This window comes from Micromonospora sp. CPCC 205554 (genome assembly GCF_036902745.1).
GTDB lineage: Bacteria > Actinomycetota > Actinomycetes > Mycobacteriales > Micromonosporaceae > Micromonospora > Micromonospora tulbaghiae.
In genome coordinates this window covers 1-15818 of the sequence record NZ_JBAKHP010000028.1, presented here as the reverse complement: position 1 = coordinate 15818, position 15818 = coordinate 1, and the positions used below count along the sequence as shown (strand labels likewise).

The window sequence follows — 15818 nt, the reverse complement described above, 5'->3', positions numbered from 1 at the left end:
AAGACGTGCCAACCTTGGCGGCGAGGAACGCGCGAACCCACAAGACGTGCGAACCGTCGGCCGGGGCGGAGAGCGCCCCGCACGGCCGCGGGCGTGAAGGCCCACAAGTTCCGGGGAAAGGCCCACCATCCGGGCAGTGAACTTCCTGGTGGGCCGCGGACACGCCGCGCCGCCCTCGCTGGCGTGGCGGCCGAGGGTGCGGGGTGGGGGCGTCGTACGGTGCGGGCGTGACGAAGTCTCGCGCCAAGCGACAGGCCGACGCCGACGCCGCGTACCGGCAGGCGCTCAACCTCCCGTCGAGCGGTGAGTTGCCCAAGCAGCTCGGTGCCACCGGCTCCAGTAAGCCGTCGCGCAAGCCGCGCCCGAAGAAGAGCACGGGCAAGACGGCCGCCACTGCGGGGAAGCGTCGCAGCGGCGGCGGCCAACCTCGGCCGAAGCACGCTGGCGGCGTCGCGGCGAGCGTCGCCGGCACCTGCGTGGCGTGCGAACGTGGCTACCCGGCCGGAACGCGGCTCGGCAAGATCCCGTCAGGTTGGGCGCACGTGGCCTGCGCAGACGCGGTCCGCGAACGCGACCGGATCCTGCGTGGGGAGACGTTCGCCGCGCGCAAGCCGTCGGACTGGCGACTCGGCAAAGGCCCCTTGTCAGCCCGAATCACCCGATAACCAGCCTCCGGTTCGCACGTGCGAACCGCAAAACGCGCGCGCGACGACACCCGGAGAGGCGACAGGAACCGCGGACCACGCACCCTCACATATACCCCGGAAATCCTCACCTGCCGGTGAAAGCGCGGGCCTCAGTCCAGGTGCGCTCGTCGCCGGTACCACAGGCCCGCGAGGAACACCGCCAGCACACCGAACACGGCCGAGCCGACACCGCAGGCCAGCCGCACCGCACCGGACCCGATCCAGGAGGCGAGCAGCGCCACCGTGGCCACCACCGCACACACCACGGCGGCCGCCATCAGCTTCTGCTCCGACGGTGCCGCCGCCTGGGCAGGTTGTCGTGGCACCAGCAGCACGTGCTCGTCGAGCGGATCCGCGTCGACCTGGTAGCCGGCTCGCTCCAACACCGTCCGGTAGTGGGCCATCGTCTGCGGCACGTCGGCGGTGCCGCAGTAGGCGACGCTGAACGGCTCCGGCCCGTCCAGGCTGGCGTTGGCGCCCTCGACCGCGAAGCCGTCCAGGTGCCGCTCGTCGACGTCCCGCAGGCCCGCCCGGCGCAGCACCCGTCGCAGCGCCTCCGCGTCGCGGTCCCGCGACGACCCCAACGGCCGCCCGCCCCTGCCGTACCCGTACCGCGGCTGCTCGGTATCCATGGCCGTCACCGTACTGGCGACCGCCACGCATCGGTGAGGGCCGGCACCTCGCACACCGCGATGCCGGCCCCTCCCGTGCACCCGCCGGCGTTCCAACGGACCCCTCCGGCCGGCAGATGCACCCCCTCGCCCAGGTCATCGAGCAACGCTCGCCTTCGGTTACGGCCCTGGTTTCCAGAGTTTCGCGAGCCGCTTACACGCGGCGCGCGAGCCGGACAGCCTCTGTCAGGGGTTGCCGTTTGCTTCGGACCCGAACGGCAACCTCGACCACGCTCACAGCGCTGGTCAGGCCGCCTGTGACAGATTCCGGTCGACAGGCGACTGACACTGTCTGTGTCACCGGAAGGTGGCCATACGGAGCGAGATCGCGGGGGAGGGGGCGGTGCCGTCGTGTCTGATCGGGCGTTCGTGCAGCGGCTGCGGACCTCCGGCGGCCCGTCGCACGAGCTGCTGGTCCTGCTCGACGCCCACCGCGTCCTGACCACCGACCAGTTGGCCCGGGCCACCGGTGCGCCGGTCCGCACGGTCCGCCACCGCCTGGACCGCCTGCGGACCGCCGGGCTGGTCGACGCGGTCCGTCCCGGCCGGGAAGCGGGGTCCGCGCCCCGGCACTGGTGGCTGCGCATCGCCGGCGCCCGCCTGGTCGCCGGGACCGCCGCCGCGCCGGGCCGGCAGAAACCCTCCGGACTGCACGTGGCGCACGCCGCGGCGATCGGCGAGGCGTGGCTCGCGGTCCGCGACCACGGCCCGGCCGTAGGCCTGGCGCTGCGGCGCTGGTGGTCAGACCGGACCGGCTGGCAGGAATGGGAGAGCACCCGACCGGGCTGGGGCTCGCGGCAGCGGCGGCTGACCCCGGACGCCGTGCTGCTCGTCGACGTCGACCACGCCGGCGTCGTCGGCACCGCAGCCGCGTTCGTGGAGGTCGACCTCGCCACCATGTCGCAGGCGGTGCTGCGCGAGAAGGTCACCCGCTACCTCGCCTACGCCGAAGACCGGGCGTGGGAGAACGTGTGGCCGCACTGCCCGCCGCTGCTGCTGCTGACCACCACCGAGGCCCGCGCCGCCACCTTCCTCGCCGCCGCCGGCAAGCAGCTCGCCGCCGCCCGCCGCGGCCGCCTGGTCTACGGCGGGCAGGCCGGCCGGGACATCGCCGACGCCCGCGCCCTCACCGTCGCCGCGTGCGGTCTGGTCCGCGACCCGGCCGCCGCGGTGGTCGACGCGCCGGTGTGGCTGCTGCCCGGCGAGGCCGCTACCCGGGCCAGCCTCGCCGAGCTGCTCGCCGGTCGCATCACCGCGCAGGCCCGCGCTCAACACCACCACGACCAGGCCTCCACCGAGGCGGCCCGCCGCGACCGCGTGCACGCCTTCAGCGCCGTCTGCGACGCCGCCGACGACGTCGCCCGGCTCCTGGGTAACCCCGCCGCCGGGCAGCTACTCGACCACTGGCCACCGGCCACCCGACACCAGCTGCTCGACGACGCCCCCGAGCTCGTCGACGCGCTCCTGGCGTGGTGGGCCGACCGCGACGACCCGACCCTCACCGCCCGCGCCCGCACCGTGCTGGCCGACCGGCACGCCGCCGAGTGGACCGCGCAGGCCGAGCATCTGCTCACCGCCGCCGGCCACGGCGACCACCCGCGGCTGCGCGCCGCCGCCGCGGCGCTGCAGGCCGGCCGGCTGCTCGACCGCTACGAGGTCGACCGGCTGCGCCAACCGCCCGCGCGTACCCAGGAGCACGCCCAGGAGGCGGCGCTCGAGGACTACCGGGCCGTGCGCGACGACCACGTCGCCGCGGTGTGGACCAGGCTGGGCTGGCGGGCCCGCCGCCACACCAGCCCCGCCCAGCTCGGCGCCGAGCACGACCGCGAGCACCTGATCGTCTGCGGCACCTGCGCGATCGCCTACCCGCGCCCCGACCCCGACGGCCCCGACTGGCACGCCGGCGAGCACTGCCCGCACTGCCACGCCGGCACCCCGATCCCGTACACCGACCGCGACCAGATACCCACCCTCGACGAGCGGATCACCGCCATTCGTGGCCGCCTCGCCGCCGGGGGCAAGGCGGTCTTGTCCTCACCTCGGCCCGCCACCGGATGACGCGCTACCAGCCTGCGGCGTGCATCTGATCGTGGGCTGCCGTCGCCGGCCGGTGTTGACGTCCGTGTCGCGGCGTGCCTTGGCGTTGGTGTGGGGGTTGGTCTAGAGGCGGACCCCGACACCGACCACCTCAATCCGGCGTTCGGGCAGCGCAGCGCCGGTCCACGGGTCCGCCGTCGTGGACGACAAAGACCCTCAGGGGTCTCTCCTGCGGGGGTGGTGCCCAGCGCGGACCCGCAGACGTCGACCACGACCGGCTCCCAACGACGCGTCCGCGCTTGCCTCGCCGCCAGGGGCAAGGCGACCGTGGCCCCCACCCCGCCCGAACTGATCGGCGCTACCAGAGAGCCGCTACCAGCCCAGCGGAGGCGTTACCAGGGCGCTACCAGGCCGGTAGCGTCAACGGGCGTGAGCGTGGACTGGGGCCGGCTGACACCGGCGCTGCGCGCCGGCGACTGGACCTGCCCCACCCACGGCCGGATCCGGCCCGCCACCGGCGGCCCGGTGCCCACCTGCCCGCACTGCGACGACCTCGCCCACCAGGTGCGCCGCACCCGCACCGGCGGCATCCAGTTCGTCGCCCCCACCCCGAGTCACTGCTCCGGACCGGGCCGGCATCCCGCCGGTGAGCCCGGCGGGCAGGTCGGCTGGACACCCTGCCCATGCCCGCCTCCGCACACCCACCGCGGCCACCACACCTGGACCTGCCACTGCGGCGCCGCCACCCACCACCCCCGGTTTTGTGCGGAATTGCATTAGATGCAACATAGGGCAGGGCGGTGATCTGAAGAGAATCGCAGGTCAGGCGGGTCTGCGGTGGGCGTTGCGATGTTACGAGTCTCGGCGTGTCCAGGACGTCTTGAGCAGCTGCAAGATTGATGCATCTGATACAACGTCGGGGTGCGGCGTGATGACCCTGGCTCGGTGAGCCTCGTTCTGGCGCCCAACGTTGTGCATCTGGATCCGGCGCCGGTGGTGTTCGAGGAGATGCTGCGGGGTTGGGCGGCTCAGCAGCGCAGCCGTTTCCTGGCCGAGGCGACGGTCACGCAGCGGCTGCGGTTGGCGCGGCGGCTGGCGGAGTTCTCGGGGCTGTATCCGTGGCAGTGGACGCCGGCCGAGGGGGAGGCGTTCATCTCCCACCTGCGTGGTGGCGACAGGCCATTGGCGTTGTCGACGGCCCGCGGCTACGAGGTGGACCTGCGGATGTTCTGCGAGTACCTGCTGGATGCCCGGTACGGCTGGGCCTCGTTGTGCGTCGAGCGGTTCGGCGTGGCACCGCAGCAGGTGTTTCACCAGGACAACTCCGTCGTTCACATCGAGGATTACGAGGGTGAGCCGGGACGGCGACCGTTGACCTACGACGAGTTGCAGGCGTTGTTCGACGCGGCCGACGGCCGGGTCGCTGAGATCAGGTCGCGGGGTGTCAAGGGTGCGCTGGCCGCGTCGCGGGACGCGGCGATGCTGAAGCTGACGTACGCCTTCGGGCTGCGTCGGCGGGAGGTGGCGATGCTCGACCTGGTCGATATGCGGTCGAATCCGAAGGCGCCGCAGTTCGGCCGGTGCGGGATGGTCATGGTGCGCTACGGCAAGGCGTCGCGGGGCGGGCCGCCACGGCGGCGCACGGTGCTGTTGGTGCCGGAGATGGATTGGGTGGTGCCGGTGGCGGAGCACTGGTTGCACGAGGTGCGTCCGGCGCTGTGGCCGGGGAGGCATCCGGCGCTGTGGGTGAGCGAGCGGCGTGGGCGCGTGTCGACGCGGTCGGTCAACGAGGCGTTCGTCGCGGCACGGGAGGCCGCCGGGCTGGATCCGGCGCTGGACCCGCATTGCCTGCGCCATTCCTACGTCACGCATCTGATCGAGTTCGACTACCCGGTCAAGTTCGTGCAGGACCAAGTGGGGCACAAATTCGCCAGCACCACCGCCATCTACACCGGGGTGTCCAACGACTACCGCAACCAAGTGCTGCGCCGCGTCATGCAAGACCGGCTCGGAGAGATGTGGGACGGGCAGTGATCAAAAAGATGGGGTACCGGTGGCACCTGCGGCAGTTAATGGCCGCCAGGGACATGTTCGCCACCACGGACCTGGTGCCGCTGCTGGCCGAGCGGGGCGTCACGCTGTCGCGGGAGCAGGTGTTCCGGCTGGTCACGCAGCCGCCGCAGCGGCTGTCGATGGACACGCTCGTCGCGTTGTGCGACATCCTCGGATGCACGCCCAACGACCTGATCGAGCCGCAGGTGGCCAATCAGACGGTCCGCAAGGCCGCCGCTGGTGGTGGCAGGGTGGCACCGGCCGCGCCGCCGCCACGGGCCACGATCCGCCGGCCCAGGCACGAGTGAGCCCGCGCCGACGACGCGTCCGCAACCGCTACGTCGGCGACCCCACCGAGGCGGCCCAGGAGCGGCTGCTCGGCCACGTGGTCGCGGCGGCCGGAGCGCAGTTGTCCCGTGAGACGGCGCAGGCGCTGCTGGAGCGGGCGAACGCGTGGACGTTCATCCCGATGCGCCAGCTCGACCAGCACCTGACCGCCCGGCCGGACGCCCTCGCCGCGCCGGACCCGCACGCGCCGAGGGTGCTCCTGCGGCTGATCTACGCCCTGGTCGACGCCGGCTTCGCGCACGCGGTCACGCTGCCCCGCTGCGCCGGGTGCGACCGATCACTGCCGGACCTGCAACGCGGCCGGCCGCACCCGGACGGGATCGGCCGATGCTGCCAGCCCTGCATGCTCAAAGCCGAGCAGATCATCTGCGCGCGGTGCGGGCGACCCGGCGACCGCGCCGCCCGCCGCGACGAGGGGGTGATCTGCCGGTCCTGCTACGGCACCGACCCGGCCCGGCAGCAGCAATGCGCCGGCTGCGGCCGGCTCCGGCAACCGACCCGGCGGACCCCTGACGGTCGACCGCTGTGTCAGGGCTGCGCGCCCCGTCCGATCCACGTGTGCGTGACCTGCGGCCTGCCATCGCCCGCGCACGCGGTCACCGACGCCGGTCCCGTTTGTCGACGCTGCTACCGGGCGCCCGAGCGCCGCTGTGGTGGCTGTGGCCGCCCGAGGCAGATCAAACGCCGCGCCGCCAGCGGCAGTCCCGATCTGTGCGCTGCCTGCGCCGAGTCGCCGGTGGCCGAATGCGGCGCCTGCGGCCGGTGGCGGCACTGCCAGCGCGGACCGGACGGCCTGCTGCGCTGCCCCGGCTGCCGCCCTCGACCGCTGCGCGAGTGCGCGCTGTGTCGACGCCGCCGCACCACCCAGGCACACTGGCCGCTGGGGCCGGTCTGCTCGACCTGCTACAGCGGAACGGTCAACAACCCCGGCCCCTGCGCCACCTGTGGCCAGGTCCGCGTCCTCGTCGGCCGCGACGCACGAGCAGCCGGCGTGTGCGGACCCTGCGCGATCCGCGAAACCGGCCGCAACGGCATGCGCGCGAACCTGGACTACCTGTGCGCCTCGTGCGGGGAAGCCGGGGACCTCTACGCCGCGCGCCGATGCGCCCGGTGCGTGCTCACCGACCGCGTCACCGACCTCCTCGGCGACGACCACGGCACCATCGGCCCCCAGCTGCTCCCGTTCGCCGACGCGCTGGTCAACGCGGCCATCCCACGGCACGTCCTCGCCTGGCTGCGCCGCAGCGGCTCCGCCCGGCTGCTCGCCGAGCTGGCCGCGACCAGGGCGCCGGTCACCCACGACGTGCTCGATGAACTCCTGCACACGCCGAAGGCGGGCGCGGTCGACTACCTGCGCAAACTGCTCGTGGCCACCAGCGTCCTGCCCGACCGGCTGGAGCCGCTGGCCCGGCTCGAACCGTGGCTCGACGCCCTGCTCGCCGACCAGCCAGCCGATCGCCAACGACTCGTCCGGCCCTTCGCCCAGTGGGTCGTCCTGCGCAAGGCCCGCCGCGCCGCCACCCGCGGCCGATACACCGCCAGCTCCGCCACCGCCGACCGCGAGGACATCCACCAGGCGCTGGCCCTGATGTCCTGGCTGGGCCAGCGCAACCTGACGATCGACGACCTCACCCAGCCGCGCCTGGACGAGTTCATGACCGACGGCCGAGCCCACCGACGCCGGGCGGTCCGGGCCTTCACCGCCTGGACCGCCGCGCGACGGATCACTCCGAACCTGGTCATCGCCCGCCGCCGCGACGACACGCCCTCCCGGTTCCTCGCCGAAGACCACCACCTGCACCTGCTACGGCGGTGCCTCACCCCGGACGACCCGACGCCGGTCGACGTGAAGGTGGCCGGCGGTCTCATCCTGCTCTACGGCGTCCGGTTGCCGAAGATCCACGCGCTGACCACCGAGCGGCTGAGTCGAGACGACCGGGGAACCTACCTGGCCCTCGACTCCGTGCCGGTCCTGCTGCCGCCGAACCTCGCGCAGCTCGTCGACCAGCTCATCGCGCAACCACCACGCACGTTCGGTCTGCGCCCCACCGCGCAGGCCCAGGCCGCCTACCTCTTCCCGGGCAGACCGCCGACCCGCCCCATCGCGGCGGCCAGCCTCGGACACCGTCTACGCCAACACGGCATTCCCGTCGGCGCCGCCCGCAACAACGCCCTGATCGCCCTCGCGGCCGACCTGCCCGCACCCGTCATCACCGACCTGTTCGGCCTCACCCACAAGACCGCCGCCACCTGGAGCACCTACGCCCGAGCCGACTGGACCGCCTATCTCAACAGCCGACCCGACCCCGACGCCCCGCACCCATGACCGGTCCATCCCTCTGCTCGGGGCCGTATGCTGCGGAAATGGACATCGCCTGCGACTGGGCCCGCCCGTAGCTTTCTCCGAAAAATCAACGATTATTGGTTGATCGTGAGTGAGAGGCGCTCAGCGACGGGTCGGTGCTGGTCGGCGGCCGATTCCGGGCCAGAATCGGCCGACCCGGGCGGTGTAGTCGGCGTAGGCGGCGCCGTGGGTGCGGGCGAGGTAGGGCTCCTCGACGGCGCGGACCTGCAGCTGGATCGACGCGACCAGGACTGCGGTGGCGGCCAGGGCGATGGGGTTGGGCACCATCGCGGCAAGACCGGCGCTGGTAGCGGTCATGGCGGTGAAGATGGGGTTGCGGGCCAGGGCGAACGCGCCGCCGGTGACCAGGGCGGTGCGCTCGGCCGGGTCGACCCCGACGCGCCAGGAGGCGCCCATGCTCAGTTGCGCGGCGAGGGTGGCGGTCACGCCGGCGACGGCCAGGACCAGCCCAGCCACCCGCAGCCCGCTGTAGTCAAGAACGCTGACCGGGTCCATGCTGGCCAGGGCGGCGGCCGGACCGGCGAGGCCGAGCAGCAGTGCAGCGACGAACAGCAGCTTCGCCCACCAGCCCACCGACCCGGGCGGACCGGCATCCAACCGCAGCCCTGTGTCGCCGGTTTCCTTCCACTGCGCGACGCTGCGCCACCCGAACGCCAGCCCGAGGCCGGCCAGGTACAACGCGAGCGCGATCGCAGCCATCACCGTGCCCCTCCTGCAATCTCAGGCTGGGCGGTTGGCAGGGAGGGGCGGATGCGGCCGGCGCGTACGCCGTTGCCGATGACGACGATCTCGGCGAGTTCGTGGATCAGGACGACAGCGGCCAGGCCGAGGACGCCGAAGGTGGCCAGTGGGATAAGAACGGTGATCAGTCCAAGGGACAGGCCGACGTTCTGCAGCATGATGCGGCGGCTTCGGCGAGCGTGGGCAAGGGTGTGTGGCAGGTGCCGCAGGTCTTCGCCCATCAGGGCGACGTCGGCGGTTTCGATCGCGACGTCGGTACCCATGGCGCCCATGGCGATGCCGACGTCGGCGGTGGCCAGGGCGGGGGCGTCGTTGACACCGTCGCCGACCATCGCGGTCGGCCGCGCGGCCCGCATGGCCCCGACAATCCTGGACTTGTCCTCGGGTCGAAGGTCGGCGTGAACCTCTTCGATACCGGCCTGGGCGGCGAGTGCGGTGGCGGTGCGGGTGTTGTCGCCGGTGAGCATCGCCACGGTGTATCCGTCGGCGTGGAGCCGGGCGACGACTTCGGCGGCTTCGGGACGTAGTTCGTCGCGGACGGCGATGGCGCCGATCAGGGTGCCGTCGTGTTCGACGAGGACGGCGGTCGCGCCGGCCGTCTGCATGGCGGTGACGTGCTCGCCCAAGGGGCCGGGGTGGATCCAGCCGGGGCGGCCGAGCCGTGCCGGCCGGTCGTCGACGATGCCGGTCAGGCCGGCACCGGTGACGGCCTCGACGTCGGCGGCCGGCGTGTGGTCGGGTGCGGCGGCGAGGATCGCCCGGGCCAGGGGGTGTTCGCTGCGTGATTCGAGTGCTGCGGCGACCCGAAGGACCTGGTCGCGGCTGGCCGTGTCGGTGGTGGCGACGTCAACGACGGTGGGTTCGTTGCGGGTCAGGGTGCCGGTCTTGTCCAGCGCGACCGCGCGGATCCGGCCCAACGCTTCGAGTGCGGCGCCGCCCTTGACCAGCGCGCCGATGCGGCTGGCCGCGCCGATCGCGGCAACGACGGTCACCGGCACCGAGATGGCCAGCGCGCACGGCGACGCGGCGACGAGCACCACGAGGGCACGTTCGATCCAGGTACGTGGATCGCCGGCCAGAGCGCCGGCCACCGCGATGACCGCAGCGAGGATCATGATGCCGGGCACCAACGGTTTGGCGATCCGGTCGGCGAGCCGCTGGGCGGCACCCTTGCGGGACTGCTCGGCCTCCACGATGCGCACGATCCGCGCCAGAGAGTTGTCGGACGCGGTAGCGGTCACCTGTACCTCAATGGCACCGGTGCCATTGATCGAACCGGCGTAGACGGCATCACCAGGATTCGCCTCAACCGGCACGGACTCACCGGTCAACGCGGACACGTCGAGCGCGGAACGGCCCGTGCGGATCACACCATCGGTCGCCAGGCGTTCACCGGGCCGCACGAGCAGCAGATCACCGACACGCAACTGGGCGGGGTCGATGGTGACTTGCGCCCCGTCGCGCAGGACGGTTGCCTCAGCGGGTACGAGGTTGAGCAGCGCCCGCAGGCCGCGCCGCGTCCGGGCGATGGAGTACTCCTCCAAGCCCTCGCTGATGGAGTAGAGGAACGCCAGCATGGCGGCCTCGGCGACCTCGCCGAGCACCACCGCACCGACAGCGGCGATCGTCATCAAAGTGCCGACGCCGATCTTTCCCTTGGCCAGGCGCTTCAGGGTGTTCGGCACAAACGTCCATGCGCCGACCAGCAACGCAACAGCGTTGAGGCCGATGCCAACCGGGCGCGGGGCGTCGACCAGTCCGGCGATGAACCCGGCGAGCAGGAACACCCCGGCGACGGCAGCGGCCCGCAGTTCGCTGACCTGCCATAGCCGCTCGGGCTCGCGTTCCTCCTCGGTACCTTCCACGCGGGGTTCGTCGTCTCCGCAGCCGCACGCGTCGCTCATCGCACAGCCTCCTCGTCGCCGATCCCGGTACCGCCAGGGCCGTAATTGGGGCACAGCGCCACCGCATCGCCGGTGGCGGCCAACAACTGCTCGGCGCTGGCAAGCAGATCGAGCAACTCAGGCCGGGCCAACGAATACACCGACGCCCGACCGACCGGCCGATAGTCGACCAGGCCACAGTCACGCAGACACGCCAGATGCTTCGACACCGTCGACTGAGCCAGACCCAGCTCTCCGGTCAGGTCCACCACCCGCGCCTGCCCCCGGGCCAGCCGCTGCACGATCCGCAGCCGGGTCGGATCGGCCAGGGAAGCGAACAACGCGACCGCCGGACTCAACCCGGCCCGGTCACAGCCCTCCACACGATTCATCGCCATACAGCGATACTAGCGCTATTGGGGAATGTATTACCGGCGGCGTGGTCCACGTCACCACCCGCTCGGCAGTTGGCCCCAGACGCGCCCATGCTGGGTCTTCCTGCCCGCGGTGTGGCCCCGGCAGCTGCGTACCTGGGTGCCGGACCGGGCTACCCGCTGTGAGACCTGGTACGAGCAGGATCCGAAGACGTACGAGGTGCTGAGGGAGCAGACCGTGCTGGCCAGCCGGGAGTCCCGCGACGAGGTCGAGAACGACAACGACGCCTTGCTGGCCGACTCGGGCGTCGCCGGCCGGCCGCGGGGGCGGCTGTGGCTACTGAAGCCGCCGCCCGGGTTCGCCTCCGTTGACGGCTTCCTCGCCGATCTCGGTCGGCGTACTGATGCCGCCCGCATCGGAGGCGCGTGCAGCCCGGAGTACGTACGGTTCACCGCGGACCTGCTGCGAACGGTGACTGCCTGAGGATCGTCATCTCGGGCACTGCGGTGGCTGCCCGGCAGGGTGCCAGACAGCCACCGCGTGCGCCTCTTGAGATCGGTCAGGCTACGCCCGTTTGGGGCGCGGTCAGGACGCGCAGCAGGAAAGCTTCGTCACGTCGCGGGTGAAGGTTTGGGCGGCGAGTTTCAGGCCTTCGGCCATGGTGAGGTAGGGGCACCAGGTGTCGGCCATCTGCGCTACGGTCATGCCCGCTTGCACCGCGTAGACCGCGGCGGCGATCACGTCGCCGGCGTTGTCGGCCAGCACGTGCACGCCCCGGATGCGGCCGCTGCCACGCTCGGCGACGAGCTTGACAAGGCCGCGGGTGTCGCGGTTGACGATCGCCCGTGGCACGAAGTCCAGGGGCAGCACGCGGCATTCGCAGTCCAGGCCCTGCTCGGCGGCTTGGGCGTCGGTGAGCCCGACGGCGGCGATCGCCGGGGTGGTGAAGATGACCCGCGGCAGGTGGGTGTAGTCCATGCTGCGGCCGGCGTTGTCGAAGGCGTTGTCGACGATCAGGGTGCCGTGCGCGCCCGCCACGTACACGAACTGCGGATGGCCCGTGACGTCGCCGGCGGCCCAGATCCGCCGGTTGCTGCTGCGCAGCCGCTCGTCGACGATGATCTCGCCCCGCCGGCCGACCGTGACCCCCACCTGGTCCAGGTTCAGGTCTTGAGTAAGCGGGCGACGGCCGGTGGCGACCAGCAGCTGCTCGGCGGCCAACTCGATCGTGCCGTGACCGGTGGTGAGGGTGAGCGAGTAGCCGGCGTCGCCGCGGGCGACGGCGGTGACGGTGGCGCCGGTGTGGACGCTGATGCCCTCGTCGGCGAACACGCCCTCGATGGCGGCGGAGATCTCCGGCTCCTCGAACGGCGCGAGCCGGTCCACGGTCTCCACCACGGTCACCCGCGTGCCGAGGCGGGCGAACAGTTGCGCCTGTTCCAGGCCGATCGCGTTGCCGCCGATGACGATCATCGACTCTGGAAGCCGGTCGAGGTCCATCGCCGTGGTGGAGGTCAGGTAGCCGGCGTCGGCGAGCCCGGCGATCGGCGGCGCCCACGGCGTGGACCCGGTGGCCACCACGTAGTGCGCGGCCTCGATCGTGCGGGTGCCCCCGTCGGCCTGTTCCACCGCCAGGCGCGGTTGGTCAGGGTCGCCGGTGAACCGGGCCGTGCCGGGCAGGATCTGCCAGCCGTACTCGGCGGCCAGGTCCACGTACTTGTCCGCGCGCATCGTCTCGACCATGCCGCGTTTGCCGTCGATCAGCGCCGCGAAGTCCACTACCGGTTCTGCCGGACGCAGACCGGGGAACCGGCCCGCGGCAAGCGCGGTGTGTCGGGCGTCGGCCGCGGCCAGGAGCGCCTTCGACGGCACACAGCCGGTGTTCACGCACGCGCCGCCGACCGTGCCCTGCTCGACCATCACCACTGACAGGTCACGTCGTCGGGCCGCGATGGCCGCCGCGAACGCCCCACCGCCGGAACCCACGATCGCCAGGTCGTACGCCATGGCCCTGTCCTCCACCCTGCTCAGCCGAGCCCCGTTACCCAGATGATGGCCAGATGCTACGCTCCCATCCTGGTATCCGGATGGGTAGGGGATTGTTTGGTGGGTCGGGATTCACGCGATCGGATCATCTTGCTGCCCCGCGAGGCAGGCGGGGTGGAGATGGTCGCCAAGTTCTTCCGCGCGCTGGGTGACCCGACCCGGTTGCGGCTGCTGGAGTTCCTGCTCCATGACGAGCACACCGTCGGCGAGTGCGTCGCATACGTTGGCCTGTCCCAGGGCCGGGTCTCTACCCACCTGGCCTGCCTGGCCGACTGCGGCTACGTCACCGCCCGCCGCGAGGGCCGTCGTACCTTCTACAGCGTCACCGACCCCCGAGTCGCCGACCTGATCCTGCAGGCCCGCTCGCTGGCAGCCGACAACGCCGCCGCCCTGGCCGCCTGCATACGCATCACCCCCAGCCCCGAAGAAGGCACCCGATGACCACGGGCAACAGACCCTCGGTCGCCCCGACGGCCGCCGCCGCAGGCGGCGTGGCCGCCATGGCCGCCTGCTGCACCACCCACCTACTCATCCTCACCGGAGTCCTCGGCGGGATCGGCGGGTTCACCCAGGGCGGTATCGCCCTCGGCGTCGGTGCCGCAGTCGCCGCCGCGGCATGGCCCGCCGTAATCGCCCTGCGCCGCCGGTCAAGCCAGCCGACTGCCTGCTGCCCCGCCCCCCGCTTGTGACGCCGGCGCGCCGGCGGGTAGCTGGTGGCGCGCTCGGCCCTGCGCCCGCAACTCGCGCAGGTCAAGGATGTGGTTGTAGAGGGTGCCGGGGCTGACGCCGAGCAGCCGGGCGATCGCGGTGACGCTGGCGTCGGGGTTGGGGTTGGGCAGCATGTCTCTGACCGCACGGATGATCTCGGGTGTGACAACGACTGCAACCTGCGGCCATCGGCTCTGCTGCCGAATTCGGTTGAGGCGGCGAAGGGCGGCCTCGCGCTCATGATCAGCGAATAGCGCAGGAATCGAATAGGTGCACTCCACCGGTGCTCACCGCCGAGCCCGACGACCACACCCAGGCACTACCCACCTGAACCCCGCGCGGGCATTCCACGGAATCACCACGATCCCCCGGCCGGTGACCGTTTAGCCCTGGCCGCACTACCTCGGCAGGCCACGCCCTGGTGTCGACTTACAGGGGACACACCCCCTTGCATTCTCGGCGTGCCCGCAACGTCAGTGACGCCAACACGCGACGCCAGCGGGCCGGGTCACGCGGCGACGTACGTCGGGCGTTGGCGGGCGCGAACGAGGGTCAGGGTCGGACCGACGCCAGCGACGAAGGTGAACGCCGCAGCGGCCATCCAGGCGTGCGGCCGGCCGGCGTCGGCCAGGCGGTGAGCGACGCCCACGGCGAACGCGATCGCGGCCAGCGCGAGCACGAGCGGCGCGAGCCGGGCACCGCTGTGATAGGCCCACTGCTGGCCCGACCAGTGCGCGATCAGCGTGGGCGTGAGCGCGGCTACCACCGTCACCGCGGCGGCGCCGAGCGCCGAGTCGGCGACCAGGTCGCGCATCTGCCACACCTGGTAGCCGGCGAAGGCCATCGACCCGGCGGCCAGCACGGCCGCCAAGAGGCCAGTGCCACGCTCGACCACCCATGGCCCTGACTTGACCATCGTGCCGCCACCTCGCTTCCCGAAGCCACCGACGCTGACGCTACCGGCGTGCCAGCCAGGAAGCGCGGGTCTGCGTGGCGGGCGAACCGGAATGGCCCCGCGGCAGGGAGCAAGACATCCGATGGTCCGTGGATGTCAAGTGGCGCGGCTTCGGCGTAGCCGAGTCCGCTGTGTCGAGCAGGTACGCGGGCACGTGATCTACGCGTGGTCCCCCGGCGTCGACTGTTGGCGGGGGCCTGATGTGTGTGGCCGGCACCCACCCCCAGGTGCCGGCCATGCTGCGTGTTGTCAGCGCTCGGGTGGGGCGGGGCGACACCTGCCGCCGACAACACGCCCCCTCACCCATAGTCATCGATCGGCGTCCGCGCTGGTAACGGCGTGTGCTTCGTCAGGATCAGCCGAGTCGGATGGTGGTTATCCGTGCTGGCGGGGTGATTCCTGCTGGAACGCGGCGTCGGCGGCGTCGGCTAGTTGTGCGGCCAGGGCGCGCAGGGATCGTAGCTGGGGTCCGGCCGGGTAGCCGGTGGCTTTGAGCACGGTAGTCGTTTGTATCGCGATTTCCCCGGTCAGCCTGGCCAGTTCCAGTCCTGGCGATGGCAATGGCACGTTGGTGAGTGGCTCGGTGAGTCGGTGTAGCTGCCCTGCCACCGGCGCCAACTGTTCTCCGAGTACCCGTGGGTGCAGTGGCGTCTCCTGATGTTGCTGGCCGGCTTGGCCCTCACTTTTGGCCTCGTCGATGGGACCCCACACCGAGGACACCCGCACCGTCCACCTGACCGCCGTCGCGGTGGTGGGCCGCCATTGCCCTGCGATCGCCTCGGCGACCCGGCCGGCGTTGGTGGTGTCAACGCCGGTGAGGTCCCAGTCGGCGCTGGTGTCTCCGCTTCGCGTGGCCACCTGGCCGCCGTGGATGTCGTACTCGGTCACTGAGCCATTTTCATCCTGCGTAGCGGTCGGCTTCGACGCGGTGCAGGACGAGGATGGCCTGCA

At 71.9% G+C, this 15818-nt stretch carries 16 protein-coding genes; 8 read left to right on the top strand and 8 right to left on the bottom strand.

The features are described 5' to 3' along the window. The first annotated feature begins 227 nt into the window (after positions 1-227). The gene (locus V6U82_RS25785) at positions 228-665 is read left to right on the top strand and encodes a hypothetical protein (protein WP_334465345.1); all 438 of its coding nucleotides are present in this window, start codon (positions 228-230) and stop codon (positions 663-665) included. Between the two features lie 131 nt (positions 666-796). Here V6U82_RS25785 and V6U82_RS25780 read toward each other — a convergent pair whose 3' ends face one another. Next, on the bottom strand, positions 797-1318 hold the full coding sequence (locus V6U82_RS25780) for a hypothetical protein (RefSeq protein ID WP_334465343.1): 522 nt from the start codon (positions 1316-1318) through the stop codon (positions 797-799). 390 nt (positions 1319-1708) lie between these two features. On the opposite strand from V6U82_RS25780, the gene V6U82_RS25775 reads away from it, so the two are divergent. The 5 genes from V6U82_RS25775 (at position 1709) to V6U82_RS25755 (ending at position 8120) form a co-directional block, all read left to right on the top strand. Beyond that, entirely contained in the window at positions 1709-3415 is a 1707-nt protein-coding gene (locus tag V6U82_RS25775; RefSeq protein WP_334465340.1) for a replication-relaxation family protein, read from the top strand. A 408-nt stretch (positions 3416-3823) separates the two neighbouring features. Beyond that, positions 3824-4174 (top strand): hypothetical protein, encoded by a 351-nt coding sequence (locus tag V6U82_RS25770; RefSeq protein WP_334465337.1) that lies wholly within the window; start codon positions 3824-3826, stop codon positions 4172-4174. 165 nt (positions 4175-4339) lie between these two features. Next, positions 4340-5428, top strand: a complete 1089-nt coding sequence (locus V6U82_RS25765) for a tyrosine-type recombinase/integrase (RefSeq protein WP_334465334.1) — start codon at positions 4340-4342, stop codon at positions 5426-5428. An 8-nt stretch (positions 5429-5436) separates the two neighbouring features. Next, entirely contained in the window at positions 5437-5754 is a 318-nt protein-coding gene (locus V6U82_RS25760; RefSeq protein WP_334465331.1) for a helix-turn-helix domain-containing protein, read from the top strand. After that, positions 5751-8120: a hypothetical protein gene (locus V6U82_RS25755; RefSeq protein WP_334465328.1), complete on the top strand. Its 2370-nt coding sequence runs from the start codon at positions 5751-5753 to the stop codon at positions 8118-8120. Before V6U82_RS25760 ends, V6U82_RS25755 begins: the two co-directional genes overlap by 4 nt. Before the next feature lie 120 nt (positions 8121-8240). Here V6U82_RS25755 and V6U82_RS25750 read toward each other — a convergent pair whose 3' ends face one another. From V6U82_RS25750 to V6U82_RS25740, 3 genes are read right to left on the bottom strand one after another with little or no spacing between them, the layout of a single operon-like run. Continuing rightward, positions 8241-8858 (bottom strand): methyltransferase family protein, encoded by a 618-nt coding sequence (locus V6U82_RS25750; RefSeq protein WP_334465326.1) that lies wholly within the window; start codon positions 8856-8858, stop codon positions 8241-8243. Further along, positions 8858-10804, bottom strand: coding sequence for a heavy metal translocating P-type ATPase (locus tag V6U82_RS25745; RefSeq protein ID WP_334465323.1), 1947 nt, complete (start codon positions 10802-10804; stop codon positions 8858-8860). The genes V6U82_RS25750 and V6U82_RS25745 overlap by 1 nt, the downstream gene beginning before the upstream one ends. After that, positions 10801-11175 (bottom strand): ArsR/SmtB family transcription factor, encoded by a 375-nt coding sequence (locus tag V6U82_RS25740; RefSeq protein WP_442933468.1) that lies wholly within the window; start codon positions 11173-11175, stop codon positions 10801-10803. Before V6U82_RS25740 ends, V6U82_RS25745 begins: the two co-directional genes overlap by 4 nt. Positions 11176-11290: 115 nt before the next feature. Here V6U82_RS25740 and V6U82_RS25735 point away from each other — a divergent pair, with 115 nt between their 5' ends. Then, a complete protein-coding gene (locus V6U82_RS25735) occupies positions 11291-11641 on the top strand; it encodes a DUF5956 family protein (RefSeq protein ID WP_334465319.1) in 351 nt (116 codons plus the stop codon). A gap of 102 nt (positions 11642-11743) precedes the next feature. Here V6U82_RS25735 and merA read toward each other — a convergent pair whose 3' ends face one another. Further along, positions 11744-13165, bottom strand: a complete 1422-nt coding sequence (gene merA / locus V6U82_RS25730; RefSeq protein ID WP_334465317.1) for a mercury(II) reductase — start codon at positions 13163-13165, stop codon at positions 11744-11746. A 159-nt stretch (positions 13166-13324) separates the two neighbouring features. Here merA and V6U82_RS25725 point away from each other — a divergent pair, with 159 nt between their 5' ends. Beyond that, on the top strand, positions 13325-13645 hold the full coding sequence (locus V6U82_RS25725; RefSeq protein ID WP_334465526.1) for an ArsR/SmtB family transcription factor: 321 nt from the start codon (positions 13325-13327) through the stop codon (positions 13643-13645). A 206-nt stretch (positions 13646-13851) separates the two neighbouring features. Here the strand turns inward: V6U82_RS25725 and V6U82_RS25720 are convergent, their stop codons facing one another. The 3 genes from V6U82_RS25720 to V6U82_RS25710 form a co-directional block, all read right to left on the bottom strand. Beyond that, positions 13852-14193, bottom strand: coding sequence for a hypothetical protein (locus V6U82_RS25720; protein WP_334465314.1), 342 nt, complete (start codon positions 14191-14193; stop codon positions 13852-13854). Between the two features lie 227 nt (positions 14194-14420). Beyond that, positions 14421-14828, bottom strand: a complete 408-nt coding sequence (locus V6U82_RS25715) for a hypothetical protein (RefSeq protein ID WP_334465312.1) — start codon at positions 14826-14828, stop codon at positions 14421-14423. A gap of 414 nt (positions 14829-15242) precedes the next feature. Beyond that, a complete protein-coding gene (locus V6U82_RS25710) occupies positions 15243-15755 on the bottom strand; it encodes a hypothetical protein (RefSeq protein WP_334465310.1) in 513 nt (170 codons plus the stop codon). Positions 15756-15818 lie beyond the last annotated feature (63 nt).

Coding starts and splice junctions, on each gene's coding strand:
- V6U82_RS25725 (WP_334465526.1), top strand. CDS start 13,325: ATGGTCGCCAAGTTCTTCCGCGCGCTGGGTGACCCGACCCGGTTGCGG.
- V6U82_RS25715 (WP_334465312.1), bottom strand. CDS start 14,828: ATGGTCAAGTCAGGGCCATGGGTGGTCGAGCGTGGCACTGGCCTCTTG.
- V6U82_RS25740 (WP_442933468.1), bottom strand. CDS start 11,175: ATGAATCGTGTGGAGGGCTGTGACCGGGCCGGGTTGAGTCCGGCGGTC.
- V6U82_RS25780 (WP_334465343.1), bottom strand. CDS start 1,318: ATGGATACCGAGCAGCCGCGGTACGGGTACGGCAGGGGCGGGCGGCCG.
- V6U82_RS25760 (WP_334465331.1), top strand. CDS start 5,437: ATGGGGTACCGGTGGCACCTGCGGCAGTTAATGGCCGCCAGGGACATG.
- merA (WP_334465317.1), bottom strand. CDS start 13,165: ATGGCGTACGACCTGGCGATCGTGGGTTCCGGCGGTGGGGCGTTCGCG.
- V6U82_RS25745 (WP_334465323.1), bottom strand. CDS start 10,804: ATGAGCGACGCGTGCGGCTGCGGAGACGACGAACCCCGCGTGGAAGGT.
- V6U82_RS25750 (WP_334465326.1), bottom strand. CDS start 8,858: ATGGCTGCGATCGCGCTCGCGTTGTACCTGGCCGGCCTCGGGCTGGCG.